The sequence below is a fragment of the Streptomyces sp. NPDC005303 genome, from assembly GCF_040607335.1.
GTDB lineage: Bacteria > Actinomycetota > Actinomycetes > Streptomycetales > Streptomycetaceae > Streptomyces.
This window is the reverse complement of record NZ_JBEXGM010000021.1, coordinates 39861-57669: the sequence shown is the minus strand read 5'-3', so window position 1 is coordinate 57669 and position 17809 is coordinate 39861. Positions and strand designations below refer to the sequence as shown.

The following is a 17809-nucleotide window of genomic DNA, read 5'->3' as shown; positions in this document are numbered from 1 at the left end:
CCAGGCCGAGTTCAGTGCGGCAGGAGCGGCGCGGCGTGCTGCCCGGGCGGGGGCAGCCGAGGACCAAGACGGGCCCTACGGGACAAGGGGGTGCAGAGGTGACCACACCGCCACGCCATCTCGCCCGGCGCGCCGTGTCTTTGAGCCCGCCGAGAGGGGAATGTGGAAACCGGCCGGTTCAAAGGGCTGCTCGGGACCGCCGGTTACCACTAGTGTTCACCCGGAACCACTCGTGTTTCACCATTCACATACCGCGCCACCACAGCAGCGGCACGTCGCTCCGCGCCGCGCCGGAGGAACAGCGCATGCCCGAAGACAAGTCCCGGCCGCCCCAGGACCGCCCCTGGGAGAACGGCTGGACACTGGACACCTCCCGCACGCCCGGCACCAGACGGCTCTATCTCGCCGGGGCGCTTGCGGTGGTCACGATCGTCGCCTGTGTGGCGGCAATAGCCGCTACCGACAACGCGGTTGACGCACCGTCGAAGACCGCACGGGACGAGGGGTCGGGTCTGATCTCCTTCTCCTCGCAGCCCGCGACGACCCTCGCCCCGCAGGGCGACAGCGGGCTCTCGTCGGTGTCCCCCACCCCCAAGGGCCCCCGGCAGCAGGGCGCCGAACCGACCGTCACCGTCACGGCCACTCCGAAGCCGCCCAAGTCCACGGCGTCCAAGGGCAGTTCGTCGAAGCCGAAGCCCTCGGTGACCTACCGTTCGATCCGCTCGGTCAACTACCCCGACCGCTACTGGCACGTGGACGACGGCTATGTGGGACTGGACCCGGTCCGCGGCTCGGAATCCCGCGAGGACTCCACCTTCAAGCAGGTCAAGGGCCTGGCCAACGCCTCCTGCTACTCCTTCGTCACCCACGACGGCAAGTACCTGCGCCACCGCAACTTCGTCCTGCGGGCCGATGGTGACGACGGCTCGTCCCTGTTCGAGCAGGACGCCACGTTCTGTCCCCGGGACGCCGCCTACACCGGCGCGACGATGCTGGAGTCGGTGAACTATCCCGGCTACTTCCTCCGCCACGAGAACTTCGTGGTCCGTCTGGAACGCTTCGAGTACAGCTCGCAGTACCTGTCGGACTCGTCGTTCCAGCTCGTGGGCGGCCTGGCCTGATCCGGGTCCGGGCACACGGAAGCGGCGGCACCCGGAAGGTGCCGCCGCTTTCACGTGGACGCGTCTGTCAGACGTTGAACCCGAGCGCCCGAAGCTGCTCGCGTCCGTCGTCCGTGATCTTGTCCGGGCCCCACGGCGGCATCCACACCCAGTTGATGCGGAGTTCGTTGACGAGGCCGTCCGTGGCGGACTTGGCCTGGTCCTCGATGACGTCCGTCAGCGGGCAGGCCGCCGAGGTCAGGGTCATGTCGAGGGTCGCGATGTTCGCGTCGTCGATGTGGATGCCGTAGATCAGGCCGAGGTTGACGACATCGATACCCAGTTCGGGGTCGACGACGTCGTACAACGCCTCGCGGATCTCTTCCTCCGAGGCCGGCTTCATCTCAACGGTCTCGCTCATGCCGTCTTCCTTTCGGCGTCGGCTCCGGCGTCCAGCGCCTGGGCCGTCGCGTCCTTCCATGCCATCCAGCTGAGGAGGGCGCACTTGACCCGGGCCGGGTACTTGGAGACACCGGCGAACGCGACCGCGTCCTCCAGCACCTCCTCCATCGCGTCGTCGGGCTCGATCCTGCCCTTGGACTGCATCAGCTCCAGGAAGGTCTCCTGGATCCGCTGCGCGTCCGCCAGGTCCTTGCCGACCAGCAGATCGTTCAGGACGGACGCGCTGGCCTGGCTGATCGAGCAGCCCTGACCCTCGTAGGAGACGTCCTCGATCGTCGTGCCGTCGTACTTCACACGGAGGGTGATCTCGTCGCCGCACGTCGGGTTCACGTGGTGCACCTCGGCGTCGCCATCCCTGAGACCACGCCCGTGCGGGTGCTTGTAGTGGTCCAGGATGACTTCCTGGTACATCGAGTCCAGCTTCATGCGATAGCCCGTTCCCGTCAGCCGAAGAAGTTCCGTACGTGCTCCAGGCCGTCGACCAGTGCGTCGATCTCGGCCGGAGTGGAGTACAGATAGAACGACGCTCGCGTGGTCGCGGGAATTCCGTACCGCAGGCAGACCGGCCGAGCGCAGTGGTGGCCGACCCTGACCGCGATGCCCTGCTCGTCGAGGACCTGGCCCACATCGTGCGGGTGGATGTCGCCGAGCGTGAAGGAGATCGCCGCGCCACGGTCCTCGGCCGTGGCCGGGCCGATGATCCGGAGGTCCGGGACCTCCGCGAGGCGCTTCACCGCGTACTCGGTGATCGCGTGCTCATGGGCGAGGATCTTGTCCATGCCGATCGAGTTCAGATAGTCGATCGCGGCCCCCAGACCGACCGCCTGGGCGATCGGAGGAGTGCCCGCCTCGAACTTGTGCGGCGCCGGGGCGTACGTCGACGAGTGCATCGACACGGTCTCGATCATCTCGCCGCCGCCGAGGAACGGCGGCAGGTCCTCCAGCAGCTCCTGGCGGCCCCAGAGCACGCCGATGCCGGTCGGGCCGCACATCTTGTGGCCGGTGAAGGCCACGAAGTCGGCCTGGAGTGCCTGTACGTCCAGCGGCATGTGCGGCGCGGCCTGCGAGGCGTCGATGCAGACCAGAGCGCCGACCTCCTGCGCGCGGCGGACTATCGCCTCGACCGGGTTGACCGTGCCCAGGATGTTGGAGACCAGCACGAAGGAAACGATCTTCGTCTTCTCGGTGATGATCTCGTCGATGTTGGAGAGGTCGAGCCGGCCGTCGTCGGTCAGGCCGAACCACTTCAGCTTCGCGCCCGTGCGCTGCGCCAGCAGCTGCCACGGCACGATGTTGGAGTGGTGCTCCATCTCCGTGATGACGATCTCGGTCTCGTGGTCCACGCGGTAGGGCTCGTCGGCCCAGCCCAGCATGTTCGCCACGAGGTTGAGCGACTCGGAGGCGTTCTTGGTGAAGATCACCTCGTCGCGCGAGGGCGCGTTGATGAACGCGGCGACCTTGTCGCGCGCGCCCTCGTACAGCGCCGTGGCCTCCTCGGCGAGCACATGCACACCGCGGTGAACGTTGGCGTTGTAGCGCTCGTAGTACTCGTTCAGGGCGTCCAGTACCTGGCGCGGCTTCTGCGAGGTCGCCGCGTTGTCCAGGTACACGAGCTTCCGGCCGTCGTGGACCTGACGGTCCAGGATGGGGAAGTCCTTGCGGATCGCCTCTGTGTCCAGGAGGCCCGGCAGCTGTGTCACGCGACTTCCTCCTTTGAGTGGCCTCCGGCCGCGGAGCCACCCTTCGTGTATGCCTCGTAGCCCTCGTTCTCCAGCTTGTCGGCGAGCTCGGCGCCGCCGGACTCGACGATCCGGCCGCCGGAGAAGACGTGGACGAAGTCGGGCTTGATGTAGCGCAGGATGCGCGTGTAGTGGGTGATCAGCAGGGTGCCGACCTCGCCGGTCTCGCGGACGCGGTTGACGCCCTCGGAGACGACCCGAAGGGCGTCGACGTCGAGGCCGGAGTCGGTCTCGTCGAGGATCGCGACCTTCGGCTTGAGCAGTTCGAGCTGGAGGATCTCGTGGCGCTTCTTCTCACCGCCGGAGAAGCCCTCGTTGACGTTGCGCTCGGCGAAGGAGGGGTCCATGTTGAGGCGCTCCATGGCCTCCCTGACCTCCTTGACCCAGGTGCGCAGCTTGGGGGCCTCGCCGCGGACGGCGGTGGCGGAGGTGCGGAGGAAGTTCGACACGGAGACACCCGGGACCTCGACCGGGTACTGCATCGCGAGGAACAGGCCGGCGCGGGCGCGCTCGTCGACCGCCATCTCCAGGACGTCCTCGCCGTCGAGGGTGACGGTGCCGCCGGTGATCGTGTACTTCGGGTGACCCGCGAGGGAGTAGGCGAGCGTCGACTTGCCGGAGCCGTTGGGGCCCATGATGGCGTGCGTCTCGCCCTGCTTCACGGTCAGGTCGACACCCTTGAGGATCTCCTTCGTGGCGTTGTCGGCCTCGACGGTGACGTGCAGGTCTCGGATTTCAAGCGTTGCCATGGGGGCTCAGGACTCCTGGGTGAGGGAGACGAGCACGTCGTCCCCTTCGATCTTTACGGGGTATACGGGGACGGGGCGCGTCGCGGGAAGGCCGGACGGTTTGCCGGTGCGCAGGTCGAAGCTGGAGCCGTGCAGCCAGCACTCGATCTGGCAGTCCTCCACCTCGCCCTCGGAGAGCGAGACGTTGGCGTGGGAGCAGATGTCGTGGATGGCGAACACCTCCCCCTCGGTACGGACGACCGAGACCGGCGTGCCGTCGAGTTCCACCCGCTTGGGGGTGTCCTCCTCCAGCTCGCTCAATCCGCAGGCGCGTACGAAGGCTGCCATCAGACGGTGGCCTCCAGCTCCTCGTCGATCTTCACGAGAAGGCGTTCCTCGATGTCGTCGACACCGATCTGCTGGACCAGCTCGGCGAAGAACCCGCGCACGACCAGGCGCCGGGCCTCGTCGGCCGGGATGCCGCGGGCCATCAGGTAGAAGAGCTGCTCGTCGTCGAAGCGGCCGGTCGCCGAGGCGTGACCCGCTCCGACGATCTCGCCGGTCTCGATCTCCAGGTTCGGCACCGAGTCGACCCGCGCGCCGTCCGTGAGGACGAGGTTGCGGTTCATCTCGTAGGTGTCGGTGCCCTCGGCCTTGGCCTCGATGAGCACGTCACCGATCCACACCGCGTGGGCGCCCTCGCCCTGGAGCGCGCCCTTGTAGGCGACGTTCGACTTGCAGTGCGGGGTGTTGTGGTCGACGAGGAGGCGGTGCTCCTGGTGCTGGCCGGCGTCGGTGAAGTACAGGCCGAACAGCTCGGCCTCGCCGCCGGTGCCGGCGTAGGCGACGCGCGGGTGCAGCCGGACGAGGTCGCCGCCGAAGGTGACCACGAACGACTTGAAGGTGGCGTCCCGGCCGATCAGCGCGTTGTGCTGGGCCACGTGCACGGCCTTGTCGTCCCAGTCCTGGACGGAGACGACGGTCAGCTTGGCGCCGTCGCCCAGGATGTAGTCGACGTTGGACGCGAGCACCGCGTCACCGGTGTGGTCGATGACGACGACGGCCTCGGCGAAGGCGCCCAGCTCGATCACCTGCTGGCCGAAGCGGGTGCCGCCCTCGCCGTGCACGGCGATCCGGATCGGCTCGGTGAGGACCGTCTCCTTGGGGACGGTGATCACGCCGGCCTTCTCGAACGCCGAGTACGCCTGGGCGGCGATGCGGTCCACCGGGATGCCCGCCCTGCCGAGCCGGGCGTCGTCGCGGCCGACGGTCTCGACGGTGACGCCCTCGGGGGCCTGCACGTCCACCTTCACGCCGTCGCCGGTGGCGACCGCGGTGCCGTCGTGCAGCCCGCGCAGGCGCTCCAACGGGGTGAACCGCCACTCCTCCTCACGGCCGTGCGGGACCGGGAAGTCCGCGACGTCGAAGGACGGCGGCGCGCTCATGCGCGTGGCGACGGTCGACTCGGCGGCCACCGCGATCTGGCCGGCGGTGGTGCTGCCCACCGGGATGTTCTGAGCCTCAGCCATGGCTGTCGGTCTGCTCTCTTCCTACGTCAGGTTCGCTAGCTGCTTCTCGGAAGGCGGTCTTAACCGACCGCGCCTTCCATCTGCAGCTCGATCAGCCGGTTGAGCTCGAGGGCGTACTCCATGGGCAGCTCCTTCGCGATCGGCTCGACGAAGCCGCGCACGATCATCGCCATCGCCTCGAACTCGGAGAGGCCACGGCTCATCAGGTAGAAGAGCTGGTCCTCGGAGACCTTGGAGACGGTCGCCTCGTGGCCCATGGACACGTCGTCCTCGCGGACGTCCACGTAGGGGTACGTGTCGGAGCGGGAGATGGTGTCGACGAGCAGCGCGTCGCACAGCACGTTCGACTTGGAGCCGTGGGCGCCCTCGCCGATCTCGACGAGACCGCGGTAGGACGTACGACCGCCACCGCGCGCCACCGACTTGGAGACGATGTTGGAGGAGGTGTTCGGCGCCATGTGGACCATCTTGGAGCCGGCGTCCTGGTGCTGGCCCTCGCCCGCGAAGGCGATGGACAGGGTCTCGCCCTTGGCGTGCTCGCCCATCAGGTAGACGGCCGGGTACTTCATCGTCACCTTGGAGCCGATGTTGCCGTCGATCCACTCCATGGTCGCGCCCTCGTACGCCACGGCGCGCTTGGTGACCAGGTTGTAGACGTTGTTCGACCAGTTCTGGATGGTCGTGTAACGGCAGCGGGCGCCCTTCTTCACGATGATCTCGACGACCGCGGAGTGCAGGGAGTCCGACTTGTAGATCGGCGCCGTACAGCCCTCGACGTAGTGGACGTACGCGTCCTCGTCGACGATGATCAGCGTCCGCTCGAACTGGCCCATGTTCTCGGTGTTGATCCGGAAGTAGGCCTGGAGCGGGATCTCGACGTGCACGCCCTTCGGCACGTAGATGAAGGAACCGCCGGACCACACCGCGGTGTTCAGCGACGCGAACTTGTTGTCGCCGACCGGGATGACGGTGCCGAAGTACTCCTTGAAGAGCTCCGGGTGCTCCTTGAGAGCGGTGTCGGTGTCCAGGAAGATGACGCCCTGCTCCTCCAGGTCCTCACGGATCTGGTGGTAGACGACCTCGGACTCGTACTGGGCCGCGACACCGGCGACGAGGCGCTGCTTCTCCGCCTCGGGGATGCCGAGCTTGTCGTACGTGTTCTTGATGTCCTCGGGCAGGTCCTCCCAGGACTCCGCCTGCTTCTCCGTGGACCGCACGAAGTACTTGATGTTGTCGAAGTCGATGCCGGAGAGGTCCGAGCCCCAGTTCGGCATGGGCTTCTTGTCGAAGAGGCGCAACCCCTTGAGGCGGAGCTTGGTCATCCACTCCGGCTCGCTCTTCTTCGCGGAGATGTCGCGGACGACGTCCTCGTTGATGCCGCGCTTCGCAGAGGCGCCGGCCGTGTCGGAGTCGGCCCAGCCGTATTCGTACTTACCCAGGCCCTCGAGTTCGGGGTGGGCAGTCTCCGTGGGGAGAGTCATGCGGGGTTCCTCCCGGCCGTGCTTGCAGATGCGATATCAGTGGTGTGGGAAATCTTGGGGATGAACGTCGTGCAGACGCCGTCGCCGTGCGCGATCGTCGCCAGTCGCTGGACGTGCGTTCCGAGCAGCTGGGAGAAGATCTCGGTCTCCGCCTCGCACAGCTGGGGGAACTTCTCCGCTACATGGGCGACCGGGCAGTGGTGCTGGCAGAGCTGCTCGCCGACCGGTGCGCTGCGCGCCGTAGCAGCGTACCCGTCCGCGCTCAGGGCCTTGGCCAGGGCTTCGGTGCGCTCCTCGGGGGCGGCGGCCTCCACGGCCTGGCGGTATCCCTCGGCCTGTGCGGCGATCCTCGCGCGTGCGAAGGCGACGACCGCCTCGTCCCCGCCGAAGCGCTCCTGTATCCAGCGCAGGGCGTCCGCGGCGAGCTTGTCGTAGGACTGGTCGAAGGCGTCCCGGCCGCAGTCGGTGAGCGCGAAGACCTTGGCGGGACGGCCGCGCGTCCGCGCGCCGTACACCCGCTGCTCCCGCGCCTCCACGACGTCGTCGGCCACCAGCGCGTCCAGATGGCGTCGTACGGCCGCGGGGGTGAGCCCCAGCCGTCCGGCCAGCTCGGTGACGGTCGACGGTCCGTGGTCCAGGATGGATCGCGCGACGCGGTTGCGGGTGGACCGCTCACCGGTCGCGAGCTCCTCCTGAGGGGCCCCCGTGGGGGTCTCCCGAACCTCGCCGACGTTTTTCACAACGCCATTGTTGCGTAATTCCTCAGGACCGGGCAAGCCGTGCCCGCTCCGGGGGACGGTGCCCTGCATCACTTAGGTCGTCCTAACCTGACCTGGGCAAACGATCTTTGATCGATCAAACCGGTGGCATTGGGCAGCCCTGTCGGGGACACTCGCGAACCATGCCGACACCACCTCCCACCGGCCCACTTGTCACTCGCGACACCCTCGCCGGGCAATTGCGCGAACTGGGCGTCAGAAGGGGCGAGATCCTGCTCGTGCACTCCTCGCTCAGCTCCCTCGGCTGGGTGTGCGGAGGCCCGGTCGCGGTGGTCCAGGGACTCCTGGACGCCCTCGGCCCGGACGGCACCCTGGTGGTCCCCACCCAGACCGGCGACCTCTCGGACCCGGCGGTGTGGAGCAACCCCCCGGTGCCCGAGCAGTGGTGGGACACGATCCGGGCGACCATGCCCGCCTACGACCCGCTCGTCACGCCCTCACGCGGGGTCGGCGTGATCCCGGAGACCGTACGCACCTGGCCCGGCGCCCTGCGCAGCGTGCACCCGCAGACGTCCTTCGCGGCGATAGGCCCACGCGCAGGTGATGTCCTGAACGGACACGCGCTCGACTGCCGGCTGGGTGAGCGGAGCCCCCTGGCCCGCCTGGAGGCCCTCCACGCGCGCGTGCTGCTTCTCGGCGCGGGGTACGACACCTGCACGAGCTTCCATCTCGCCGAGTACCGCATTCCGACCCCGCTGGTGAGGGTCGGCCGCCCGGGACCGGACGGCTGGGAGGTGGTCACGGAGGTCTCGATCACCTCGGACCGCTTCGACGAACTGGGGTACGACTTCGAGCGGGACAGCGGTCTCGTCGTACGGGGAAAGGTGGGCGCGGCCGACGCACGGCTGTTCCCGGTGGCGGACGCCGTGCGGTACGCGCAGCGGTGGCTGGCGCTGCACCGGTCGCGGGACGACACCCCGCGGAGCGCGCTGGGTGGAGATCCTGCACCCGCCCGTCTGCGGCGCGGGCGGCGAACCTAGACTCGGGCCCATGCGAAGTGAGCCCGTGGTCCAGGTCCACGCCCTGGTGAAGCGGTACGGCACGAAGACCGCCGTGGACGGCCTCGACCTGGTGACCGGGGCGGGCGTGACCGCCGTACTCGGGCCCAACGGCGCCGGCAAGACGACGACGGTGGAGACCTGCGAGGGCTACCGCAGGCCGGACTCCGGCACGGTACGGGTCCTGGGCCTCGACCCGGTGCGACAGGCCCGTGAGCTGCACCCGAGGATCGGCGTGATGCTCCAGTCCGGGGGTGTGTACTCGGGCGCCCGGGCCGACGAGATGCTGCGGCACATGGCGAAACTGCACGCGCACCCGCTCGACGTGGACGCCCTGATCGAGCGCCTGGGCCTGGAGAGCTGCGGCCGGACGACGTACCGCAGGCTGTCGGGCGGTCAGCAGCAGCGCCTGGCGCTCGCCATGGCGGTCGTGGGCCGCCCGGAGCTGGTGTTCCTGGACGAGCCGACCGCCGGTCTCGACCCGCAGGCCCGCCGGGCGACCTGGGACCTGGTCCGCGACCTGCGCGCGGACGGTGTCTCGGTCGTCCTCACCACGCACTACATGGACGAGGCCGAGCAGCTCGCCGACGACGTGGCGATCATCGACGGCGGCCGGGTCATCGCCCAGGGCACCCCCGAGGAGCTGTGCCGGGGCGGCGCGGAGAACACCCTGCGTTTCACGGGGCGCCCCGGGCTCGACGTGGGGTCCCTCCTGAAGGCCCTCCCCGCCGACTGCACGGCCGCCGAGCTGACTCCCGGCTCCTACCGGGTGGTCGGCAAGGTCAACCCGCAACTGCTGGCGACGGTGACGTCCTGGTGCGCGCAGCACGGCGTGATGCCGGAGAAGATCTCGGTGGAACGGCACACCCTGGAAGACGTCTTTCTCGAGCTCACGGGCAAGGAGCTGCGCGCGTGACCGCCACCGGTACGTACACCCCGAAGCCGGGCGCGGCGCCCCTGGGACGCATGATCGCGACCCAGGCGGTGCTGGAGACCAAGATGCTGCTGCGCAACGGTGAGCAGCTGCTGCTTACGGTGGTGATCCCCACCCTCGTGCTGGTGCTGTTCAGCTCGGTGGACATCATCGACACCGGCGAGGGCAAGGCGGTGGACTTCCTCACCCCGGGCGTCCTGGCCCTCGCGGTCATGTCGACGGCCTTCACGGGCCAGGCGATCGCGACCGGCTTCGAACGCCGCTACGGCGTCCTGAAGCGCCTCGCCTCCTCCCCGCTCCCCCGCTGGGGCCTGATGACGGCGAAGACGGCGTCGGTCCTGGTGACGGAGATCCTCCAGGTGATCCTCCTGACGGTGATCGCCTTCGCGCTGGGCTGGTCCCCGCACGGCAACCCCTTCGCCGTACTCCTGCTCCTGCTCCTCGGGACGGCGGCCTTCTCGGGCCTCGGCCTCCTCATGGCCGGCACCCTGAAGGCGGAGGCCACCCTGGCCGCGGCCAACCTGGTCTTCCTGCTCCTGCTGGTCAGCGGCGGAATCATCGTCCCCCTGGACAAGTTCTCCCAGAGCACGCAGGACATCCTGAGCCTGCTCCCGGTCACGGCCCTGTCGGACGGGCTGCGGGATGTGCTGCAGCACGGGGCCGGGATGCCGTGGGGCGATCTGGGGATCCTGACGGTGTGGGGGGTCGTGGGGCTGGCGTTGGCCGGGAAGTTCTTCCGCTGGGAGTAGGGGCCCTCGTGAACGCGTGCACAAGCGGCCCCCTACGATGGAACGCGTGCCGAACCTGACCCGCGCCGACGCCCTAGCGGCCGTCCGCAACCCGCTCGCCTTCATCGCCGCACGCTGGACCCCGACACCCCGGACGGTTCAGCGGGCGGCTCTGTCCGCTCTCGTCATGGCGGTGGTCATCGTGGTCACCGGCGGGGCGGTGCGGCTGACCGGGTCGGGACTCGGGTGCCCGACCTGGCCCAAGTGCACGGACGACTCGCTGACGGCGACCAGCGCGATGGGCTTCCACGGTGCCATCGAGTTCGGCAACCGGATGCTCACGTACGTGCTGTGCGCCGCCGTCGGCTGGGCCATCATCGCCGCGCGCTCCGAGAAGCCGTACCGGCGCAGCCTGACCCGGCTGGGCTGGGCGCAGTTCTGGATCGTGATGAGCAACGCGATCCTCGGTGGCATCGTCGTCCTCGTGGGGCTGAACCCGTACACCGTGGCGGCCCACTTCGTGGCGACGACGGCCCTGATCACCGTCGCCGCGGTGATGTGGCAGCGCACCCGCGAGGGCGACGCGGCACCCCGCCCGCTGGTCGGCAAGCCGGTGCAGCAGCTGGTGTGGTTCATGGTCGCGGCCGCCGCACTGCTGATCCTCGTCGGCACGGTGGTGACCGGCGCAGGGCCGCACGCCGGAGACTCCAGCGAGGTCGAGCGGATGCCGCTGGACTGGGAGACCGTGAGCAAGGTGCACGCGGTCCTGGCCTGGATCGTGGTGTCGCTGACCTTCGCCCTGTGGTTCATCCTCAAGGCGGTCGACGCCCCCAAGGGCCCCCTGCACCGCACCCGCGACCTCTTCCTGGTCCTCCTCTCCCAGGGCGTCATCGGCTACGTCCAGTACTTCACCGACCTGCCCGAGTTCCTGGTCGGCCTGCACATGCTCGGCTCGGCCCTGGTGTGGATCGGGGTCCTGCGCGTCCTGCTGGCCCTGCGGGAGCGGTCCGAGGGCGAGGTGCCCGAGGTGCCCGCTCAGCCGTACGCCGCCACCGGCTCGTCGGTCGCCGGACCCAGGTAACTCCGGCTTCGCGCCGCCCTGTTCCCGACAGCGGGTCCGGGATCGCCGTGGCGGCGCCCCCTGCTGTCCTCCACGACCTCCATGGGCGCCCCGGGCCGGACATCCGGTACACCTCACTCCAGCCCGTACACCCGGCGCGCGTTCCCCGCCGCGATCAGTCCCGCGACCCGCTGCGCGTCCGCCAGCGACCAGGCCCCCTCGGTGACCCAGCCGCCCAGCACCCGGGTCAGCGCCTCGCGGAACAGCCGGGCGCCCACCACATGCAGTTCGGGAAGGCTGTGGGCACCGCTGGAGAAGACGATCTTGCCGAAGGGGGCCAGTTCCAGGATCTCCGCGAGGACGGTCGCCGCGCGGGCGCCGGTGCGGACGAGGGCGGCGCCGGAATCGGCGTAGACGTGCGGGAAGACGCCCGCGAGATGGGCGGCGTGCCGGTGGTAGGGGTAGCTGTGCAGCAGGACGAGGTCGGTGCCGAGTCCCGCGGTGGCCCGGACGAAGTCGGTGAGCAGGACGGGGTCGGTGCGGTCGATGCGCAGGCCCGGCTCGCCGAGCCCGGCGTGCAGCTGGAGGGGCAGGCCCGAGGCGGCCGCGATCCACAGCAGGTGTCGTAGGAGAACCGGGTCCGACAGCTCGCCGCCCACCCGGCGGCCCGCCAGCCACCGGCCCGCCGCGCCCCGCACCTCTCCCGGCCCCGGCGGTTCGGGCGCGAGCGCGAGTCCGTGCCGTACGCCCGCCACCGACGTGAAGGCGACCGCGTTCGCGGCGGCTCCGTGCACCGACTCCGCGAGGTTGGCGAGGAATGACTCGACCGTGCCGGAGGTGTCGGCGACCTGTTCGGCGAGGAGTTCCAGGCGCACGATCTCGCGGGCCTCGGCGGCCGCGGCGGAGGCCAGCTCGGTGGGCCCGGTGAGGTCGCCGGGCAGTCCCGTGTCGACCAGATAGGTCGTGATCCCGCTGCCGCGCAACAGCCTGCGCCCCGCCTCCAGTACGCCCAGCTCACGGCGCCTGGCCAGATAGCGGGCGGGCGGACAGTGCGGTTCCAGGCCGAGCAGGGGCGGGCACCAGCGTCGTACGGCGAAACCCGTCTGGGTGTCGAACAGCGTGGTCCCCGGGGCGGGCGGGCCCTCGGTGCGGGCCAGCTGGGCCTCGAAGGTGCCGAGACCCAGCTCCGTCCTCAGAACGCCGTGGCAGTACTGGTCCACGAGGGACGGCGTTTCGATCATCCGGGCTCCCCGTAGTCGGACCGTGTCGCTGCTCACAGGTCCTAACGGGTGAACCGGGCTTCAGGTGTTGCTGTCACACACCCCGTGCGAAACGCCGAGCGATCTCAGCCGTTCGAGGGACCGCCCACCTGGATGCCCGCCATCCGGCTCCACTCGTACGGCCCCGTCCGCACCTTCGCGGCGAACTCGCCGTCGAACTCCTCGTGAACGGTGATGCCGGACTTCTCGACGGCCTTCTCGGCGATCTCGGGCGAGGGGGCCACCAGGTCGCCCCAACCGCCGTCCTCGCCGACGAGGACGATCCGGGTGCCGCGCTGACCGATGTTGGCCAGCTGGCCCTCGGCGCCGCCGTGCTTCTTGGAGAAGGCGCTGATCTGCCTGGCGAGCCGGGCGACCTTGCGCTCGGCCTTCGCGTCAACCTGCTGCGTGTCTGCCATGACCAGGATGCTACCGACGGGTAGAGGGGACGGCGACGTGACCCTTACCTCAGGAAGGGGTCGACCGCCACCGCGAGGAAGAGGATCGACACATAGGTGATCGACCAGTGGAACAGCCGCATCTCCTTGAGCTTCACGCCCGTCACCTCGGCCTTGGCCCGGTTGTGCAGACCGTGCGCCTCCCACAGCCAGAAGCCGCCCGCGAGGAGTGCGACCGCCGTGTAGAACCAGCCGGTGTAGCCGAGCGGGGTGAGCAGCAGCGACACGCCGACCATCACCCAGCTGTAGATGACGATCTGCTTGGCGACCACCTTGTTGGAGGCGACCACGGGCAGCATCGGCACACCCACGCGCGCGTAGTCCTCGCGGACCTTCATGGACAGCGGCCAGTAGTGCGGCGGCGTCCAGAAGAACATGACGAGGAAGAGGACGACCGGCGCCCACGACATGGAGTTCGTGACCGACGACCAGCCGATCAGGACGGGCAGGCAGCCGGCGATGCCGCCCCACACGATGTTCTGCGAGGTACGGCGCTTGAGGATCATCGTGTAGACGACGACGTAGAAAAGGAGCGCGCCGAGGGAGAGCCAGGCGCTCAGCCAGTTGACGGTGAGACCGAACAGCAGCGTCGAGACGACCGCCAGCGTGATGCCGAAGGCCAGGCACTCGCGCGGCGACACCATGCCGGTGACCAGTGGACGCTGCGAGGTGCGGTCCATGAGCGCGTCGATGTCGCGGTCGATGTACATGTTGAGCGCGTTGGCGCCGCCCGCGGACAGGTAACCGCCGACGCAGGTGAGCAGGACCAGCTTCAGGTCCGGTACGCCCTGCTGCGCCAGGAACATCACCGGAACGGTGGTGATCAGCAGCAGCTCGATGATCCGGGGCTTGGTCAGCGCCACGAATGCCTTGACACGGGCCCCGAACGGCCGGTGACTCGAGCTCTTGCTCTCCCCCAGCACTCCGGCTGGACGGGATTCGACGGCCGTCACGCACACCCCTACAGAGACATCCCAGCAAGCCTCACCCGTGTGAAGTCCCGGTAAAGGCTCGCGCGTACCACGCCACTGTAGACGTTGCCCATACCCCGGCATTCGCGGGGGTCCGGTCGTGTCCGAGGAGGCCCCCGGAAGAGCTCGGCCCCACTCGGTTGAGCACTCGGACGAGCGGCTGCGTATTCAGTTGCCAAGTGCCGCTCCGGGCCGGTCGGGAGGCGGATCCCCATAAGGCCCGGCAGTCTGGAATGACTCGAAAAAACGCACGTACTTGCGGGGGTAGGCTCGACAACGGCCGGGCGTCCCGTGCACCGGCATTTCGACATGCGTGACATGTGGAGAGGAGCCCTGACCCAGGGTGAGCACCAAGCCGACCACCACAGACCTCGAGTGGACCGAGTTGGACCAGCGGGCCGTCGACACCGCCCGCGTCCTGGCCGCCGACGCCGTACAGAAGGTCGGTAACGGCCATCCCGGTACGGCGATGAGCCTGGCTCCCGCCGCGTACACCCTCTTCCAGAAGGTGATGCGGCACGACCCGGCCGACCCCGACTGGGTCGGGCGCGACCGCTTCGTGCTGTCCGCCGGCCACTCGTCCCTGACCCTTTACACCCAGCTGTACCTGGCCGGTTTCGGCCTGGAGCTGGACGACCTCAAGTCCTTCCGCACCTGGGGCTCGAAGACCCCGGGTCACCCGGAGTACGGCCACACCAAGGGCGTCGAGACCACCACCGGTCCGCTCGGCCAGGGTGTCGCCAACGCGGTCGGCATGGCGATGGCCGCCCGCTACGAGCGCGGTCTGTTCGACCCGGAGGCCCCGGAGGGCACCTCGCCCTTCGACCACTTCATCTTCGCCATCGCCGGTGACGGCTGCCTCCAGGAAGGCATCTCCGCCGAGGCGTCCTCGATGGCCGGCCACCAGAAGCTCGGCAACCTGATCCTGTTGTGGGACGACAACCACATCTCGATCGAGGGCGACACCGAGACGGCCGTCTCCGAGGACACCGCCAAGCGGTACGAGGCGTACGGCTGGCACGTCCAGCGTGTCGCGCCGCAGGCCAACGGCGACCTCGACCCGGTCGCGATCTTCGAGGCGATCCAGCAGGCCAAGGCGGTCACCGACAAGCCGTCCTTCATCGCGATGCGCTCGATCATCGCCTGGCCCGCCCCGAACGCCCAGAACACCGAGGCCGCGCACGGCTCGGCGCTCGGCGACGACGAGGTCGCGGCCACCAAGCGGGTGCTGGGCTTCGACCCGGAGAAGTCCTTCGAGGTCTCCGACGAGGTCATCGGCCACACCCGGCAGGCGCTGGAGCGCGGCCGGCAGGCCCGGGCCGAGTGGGAGAAGTCCTTCCAGGAGTGGCGCAACAACAACCCCGAGCGCACGGCCGAGTTCGAGCGTGTCGCCGCGGGTGAGCTGCCCAAGGACTGGGAGTCGGCGATCCCCGTCTTCGAGCCGGGCAAGGGCGTGGCGACCCGTGCCGCGTCCGGCAAGGTCCTCCAGTCCCTCGGCGCCGTGATCCCCGAGCTGTGGGGCGGCTCCGCCGACCTCGCGGGCTCGAACAACACGACGATCGACAAGAACAGCTCCTTCCTCCCGGCGGACAACCCGCTGCCGGAGGCGGACCCGTACGGCCGCACGATCCACTTCGGTATCCGCGAGCACTCGATGGCCGCGGAGATGAACGGCATCGCGCTGCACGGCAACACCCGTATCTACGGCGGTACGTTCCTCGTCTTCTCCGACTACATGCGCAACGCCGTCCGGCTCTCGGCGTTGATGCACCTGCCGGTGACGTACGTGTGGACGCACGACTCCATCGGCCTCGGCGAGGACGGTCCGACGCACCAGCCGGTCGAGCACCTGGCCTCGCTGCGCGCGATCCCCGGTCTGAACGTGGTCCGCCCGGCGGACGCCAACGAGACCGCGACTGCCTGGCGCGAGATCCTGCGGCGCTGGACGAAGGAGTTCGGCAAGGGCGCCCCGCACGGTCTGGCGCTGACCCGCCAGGGCGTGCCGACGTACGAGGGCAACGAGGACGCGGTCAAGGGCGGTTACGTCCTGTTCGAGGCCGAGGGCGGTGAGCCGGAGGTCATCCTGATCGCCACCGGTTCCGAGGTGCATGTGGCTGTGGAGGCGCGTGAGCAGCTCCAGGCCGACGGGGTGCCGACCCGCGTCGTCTCCATGCCGTGCGTGGAGTGGTTCGAGGAGCAGGACCAGGGGTACCGGGACAGCGTCCTGCCCCCGTCCGTGAGGGCCCGTGTCGCGGTCGAGGCGGGGATCGGTCTCACCTGGCACAAGTACGTGGGGGACGCCGGTCGCATCGTTTCCCTGGAGCACTTCGGTGCTTCCGCGGACGGCAAGCTCCTCTTCCAGGAGTTCGGCTTCACTGGCGAGAACGTGGCCGCCAAGGCGCGGGAATCTCTCGCCGCCGCCCAGCGCTGACGCTCACATACGACACGTAGGAGATGTAATTCCATGACAGACGCACTCAAGCGCCTCTCCGAGGAAGGCGTGGCGATCTGGCTGGACGACCTGTCGCGCAAGCGGATCACGTCCGGCAACCTCGCCGAGCTGATCGACCAGCAGCACGTCGTGGGCGTCACCACCAACCCGTCGATCTTCCAGAAGGCGATCTCCGAGGGCGACGGCTACGACCAGCAGCTGTCGGACCTGGCGTTCCGCAAGGTGTCCGTCGAAGAGGCCCTCCGCATGATCACGACGGCGGACGTCCGGGACGCCGCCGACATCCTGCGCCCGGTCTTCGACGCGACGGGCGGCCAGGACGGCCGGGTGTCGATCGAGGTCGACCCGCGCCTGGCGCACAACCTCAAGGCGACCGTCGCCGAGGCCAAGCAGCTCGCCTGGCTCGTCGACCGCCCCAACACCCTCATCAAGATTCCCGCCACCCAGGCGGGCATCCCGGCGATCACCGAGGTCATCGGCCTCGGCATCAGCGTCAACGTCACGCTGATCTTCTCCCTCGACCGCTACCGCCTGGTCATGGACGCCTACCTGGCCGGCCTGGAGAAGGCCAAGGAGCGCGGTCTCGACCTGTCGAAGATCCACTCCGTGGCGTCCTTCTTCGTGTCCCGCGTGGACACCGAGATCGACAAGCGCATCGACGCGCTCGGCACCGACGAGGCCAAGGCCGCCCGCGGCAAGGCCGGTGTGGCCAACGCACGCCTCGCCTACCAGGCGTACGAGGAGGTCTTCTCGGGCGAGCGCTGGTCGAAGCTGGAGAACGCGGGCGCGAACAAGCAGCGTCCGCTGTGGGCCTCGACCGGCGTCAAGGACAAGGCGTACAAGGACACGCTGTACGTCGACGAGCTGGTGGCGCCGAACACGGTGAACACCATGCCGGAGGCGACCCTGTTCGCCACCGAGGACCACGGCCAGATCCGCGGCAACGCGGTCGCCGGTACGTACGAGCAGGCCCGTGCCGACCTCGACGCCGTCGAGAAGCTCGGCATCTCGTACGACGAGGTCGTGCAGCTGCTGGAGGACGAGGGCGTCGAGAAGTTCGAGGCGTCCTGGAACGACCTGCTCAAGTCGACCGAGGCGGAGCTTCAGCGCCTCGCCCCCTCGGAGGGCTGA

Annotated in this window: 18 protein-coding genes; 7 read left to right on the top strand and 11 right to left on the bottom strand. The window is 69.0% G+C overall.

From position 1 onward, the window contains the following. The first annotated feature begins 305 nt into the window (after positions 1-305). Entirely contained in the window at positions 306-1121 is an 816-nt protein-coding gene (locus ABZT93_RS26385; protein ID WP_356109019.1) for an AbfB domain-containing protein, read from the top strand. A 67-nt stretch (positions 1122-1188) separates the two neighbouring features. Here ABZT93_RS26385 and ABZT93_RS26380 read toward each other — a convergent pair whose 3' ends face one another. Genes ABZT93_RS26380 through ABZT93_RS26345 form a run of 8 tightly spaced genes read right to left on the bottom strand, consistent with a single transcriptional unit; the run spans position 1189 to position 7779 of the window. Continuing rightward, entirely contained in the window at positions 1189-1521 is a 333-nt protein-coding gene (locus tag ABZT93_RS26380; protein WP_275771019.1) for a metal-sulfur cluster assembly factor, read from the bottom strand. Further along, complete coding sequence (gene sufU, locus ABZT93_RS26375) at positions 1518-1988, bottom strand: Fe-S cluster assembly sulfur transfer protein SufU (protein ID WP_352390547.1); 471 nt, start codon at positions 1986-1988, stop codon at positions 1518-1520. Before sufU ends, ABZT93_RS26380 begins: the two co-directional genes overlap by 4 nt. Before the next feature lie 17 nt (positions 1989-2005). Then, positions 2006-3262 carry a cysteine desulfurase gene (locus tag ABZT93_RS26370; RefSeq protein ID WP_356109015.1) on the bottom strand — a complete coding sequence of 419 codons (1257 nt, stop codon included), beginning with the start codon at positions 3260-3262 and terminating at the stop codon, positions 2006-2008. After that, a complete protein-coding gene (gene sufC, locus ABZT93_RS26365) occupies positions 3259-4050 on the bottom strand; it encodes a Fe-S cluster assembly ATPase SufC (RefSeq protein WP_356109013.1) in 792 nt (263 codons plus the stop codon). Before sufC ends, ABZT93_RS26370 begins: the two co-directional genes overlap by 4 nt. A 6-nt stretch (positions 4051-4056) precedes the next feature. Next, entirely contained in the window at positions 4057-4377 is a 321-nt protein-coding gene (locus tag ABZT93_RS26360; protein ID WP_053847446.1) for a non-heme iron oxygenase ferredoxin subunit, read from the bottom strand. After that, on the bottom strand, positions 4377-5558 hold the full coding sequence (sufD, locus tag ABZT93_RS26355) for a Fe-S cluster assembly protein SufD (RefSeq protein ID WP_356109010.1): 1182 nt from the start codon (positions 5556-5558) through the stop codon (positions 4377-4379). Before sufD ends, ABZT93_RS26360 begins: the two co-directional genes overlap by 1 nt. Positions 5559-5617: 59 nt before the next feature. Continuing rightward, complete coding sequence (sufB, locus tag ABZT93_RS26350; protein WP_356109008.1) at positions 5618-7039, bottom strand: Fe-S cluster assembly protein SufB; 1422 nt, start codon at positions 7037-7039, stop codon at positions 5618-5620. Continuing rightward, positions 7036-7779 (bottom strand): metalloregulator ArsR/SmtB family transcription factor, encoded by a 744-nt coding sequence (locus ABZT93_RS26345; protein WP_356109005.1) that lies wholly within the window; start codon positions 7777-7779, stop codon positions 7036-7038. The genes sufB and ABZT93_RS26345 overlap by 4 nt, the downstream gene beginning before the upstream one ends. Before the next feature lie 161 nt (positions 7780-7940). Here ABZT93_RS26345 and ABZT93_RS26340 point away from each other — a divergent pair, with 161 nt between their 5' ends. Genes ABZT93_RS26340 through ABZT93_RS26325 form a run of 4 tightly spaced genes read left to right on the top strand, consistent with a single transcriptional unit; the run spans position 7941 to position 11559 of the window. Continuing rightward, a complete protein-coding gene (locus ABZT93_RS26340; protein WP_356109002.1) occupies positions 7941-8798 on the top strand; it encodes an AAC(3) family N-acetyltransferase in 858 nt (285 codons plus the stop codon). A gap of 10 nt (positions 8799-8808) precedes the next feature. Next, entirely contained in the window at positions 8809-9732 is a 924-nt protein-coding gene (locus tag ABZT93_RS26335; protein ID WP_356108999.1) for an ABC transporter ATP-binding protein, read from the top strand. Continuing rightward, entirely contained in the window at positions 9729-10499 is a 771-nt protein-coding gene (locus tag ABZT93_RS26330; RefSeq protein ID WP_356108996.1) for an ABC transporter permease, read from the top strand. The genes ABZT93_RS26335 and ABZT93_RS26330 overlap by 4 nt, the downstream gene beginning before the upstream one ends. 37 nt (positions 10500-10536) lie before the next feature. Continuing rightward, the gene (locus ABZT93_RS26325) at positions 10537-11559 is read left to right on the top strand and encodes a COX15/CtaA family protein (protein ID WP_356108994.1); all 1023 of its coding nucleotides are present in this window, start codon (positions 10537-10539) and stop codon (positions 11557-11559) included. Between the two features lie 113 nt (positions 11560-11672). On the opposite strand, the gene ABZT93_RS26320 is transcribed toward ABZT93_RS26325, so the two are convergent. The 3 genes from ABZT93_RS26320 to ABZT93_RS26310 form a co-directional block, all read right to left on the bottom strand. Further along, a complete protein-coding gene (locus ABZT93_RS26320) occupies positions 11673-12779 on the bottom strand; it encodes an amidohydrolase family protein (protein ID WP_356108992.1) in 1107 nt (368 codons plus the stop codon). A 104-nt stretch (positions 12780-12883) separates the two neighbouring features. Continuing rightward, positions 12884-13216, bottom strand: a complete 333-nt coding sequence (locus tag ABZT93_RS26315; RefSeq protein ID WP_356108989.1) for a hypothetical protein — start codon at positions 13214-13216, stop codon at positions 12884-12886. A 44-nt stretch (positions 13217-13260) separates the two neighbouring features. Then, on the bottom strand, positions 13261-14214 hold the full coding sequence (locus ABZT93_RS26310; RefSeq protein ID WP_356108986.1) for a heme o synthase: 954 nt from the start codon (positions 14212-14214) through the stop codon (positions 13261-13263). 355 nt (positions 14215-14569) lie between these two features. On the opposite strand from ABZT93_RS26310, the gene tkt reads away from it, so the two are divergent. Both tkt and tal read left to right on the top strand, forming a co-directional pair. Continuing rightward, positions 14570-16657 (top strand): transketolase, encoded by a 2088-nt coding sequence (gene tkt, locus ABZT93_RS26305; RefSeq protein ID WP_356108984.1) that lies wholly within the window; start codon positions 14570-14572, stop codon positions 16655-16657. Between the two features lie 33 nt (positions 16658-16690). After that, positions 16691-17809 carry a transaldolase gene (gene tal, locus ABZT93_RS26300; RefSeq protein WP_356108982.1) on the top strand — a complete coding sequence of 373 codons (1119 nt, stop codon included), beginning with the start codon at positions 16691-16693 and terminating at the stop codon, positions 17807-17809.

What these genes read in the sequence shown, in the direction of transcription:
- ABZT93_RS26385 (WP_356109019.1), top strand. Translation starts at nt 306, where the DNA reads ATGCCCGAAGACAAGTCCCGGCCGCCCCAGGACCGCCCCTGGGAGAAC.
- ABZT93_RS26380 (WP_275771019.1), bottom strand. Translation starts at nt 1,521, where the DNA reads ATGAGCGAGACCGTTGAGATGAAGCCGGCCTCGGAGGAAGAGATCCGC.
- sufU (WP_352390547.1), bottom strand. Translation starts at nt 1,988, where the DNA reads ATGAAGCTGGACTCGATGTACCAGGAAGTCATCCTGGACCACTACAAG.
- sufC (WP_356109013.1), bottom strand. Translation starts at nt 4,050, where the DNA reads ATGGCAACGCTTGAAATCCGAGACCTGCACGTCACCGTCGAGGCCGAC.
- ABZT93_RS26360 (WP_053847446.1), bottom strand. Translation starts at nt 4,377, where the DNA reads ATGGCAGCCTTCGTACGCGCCTGCGGATTGAGCGAGCTGGAGGAGGAC.
- sufD (WP_356109010.1), bottom strand. Translation starts at nt 5,558, where the DNA reads ATGGCTGAGGCTCAGAACATCCCGGTGGGCAGCACCACCGCCGGCCAG.
- sufB (WP_356109008.1), bottom strand. Translation starts at nt 7,039, where the DNA reads ATGACTCTCCCCACGGAGACTGCCCACCCCGAACTCGAGGGCCTGGGT.
- ABZT93_RS26340 (WP_356109002.1), top strand. Translation starts at nt 7,941, where the DNA reads ATGCCGACACCACCTCCCACCGGCCCACTTGTCACTCGCGACACCCTC.
- ABZT93_RS26335 (WP_356108999.1), top strand. Translation starts at nt 8,809, where the DNA reads ATGCGAAGTGAGCCCGTGGTCCAGGTCCACGCCCTGGTGAAGCGGTAC.
- ABZT93_RS26325 (WP_356108994.1), top strand. Translation starts at nt 10,537, where the DNA reads ATGGAACGCGTGCCGAACCTGACCCGCGCCGACGCCCTAGCGGCCGTC.
- ABZT93_RS26320 (WP_356108992.1), bottom strand. Translation starts at nt 12,779, where the DNA reads ATGATCGAAACGCCGTCCCTCGTGGACCAGTACTGCCACGGCGTTCTG.
- ABZT93_RS26315 (WP_356108989.1), bottom strand. Translation starts at nt 13,216, where the DNA reads ATGGCAGACACGCAGCAGGTTGACGCGAAGGCCGAGCGCAAGGTCGCC.
- tal (WP_356108982.1), top strand. Translation starts at nt 16,691, where the DNA reads ATGACAGACGCACTCAAGCGCCTCTCCGAGGAAGGCGTGGCGATCTGG.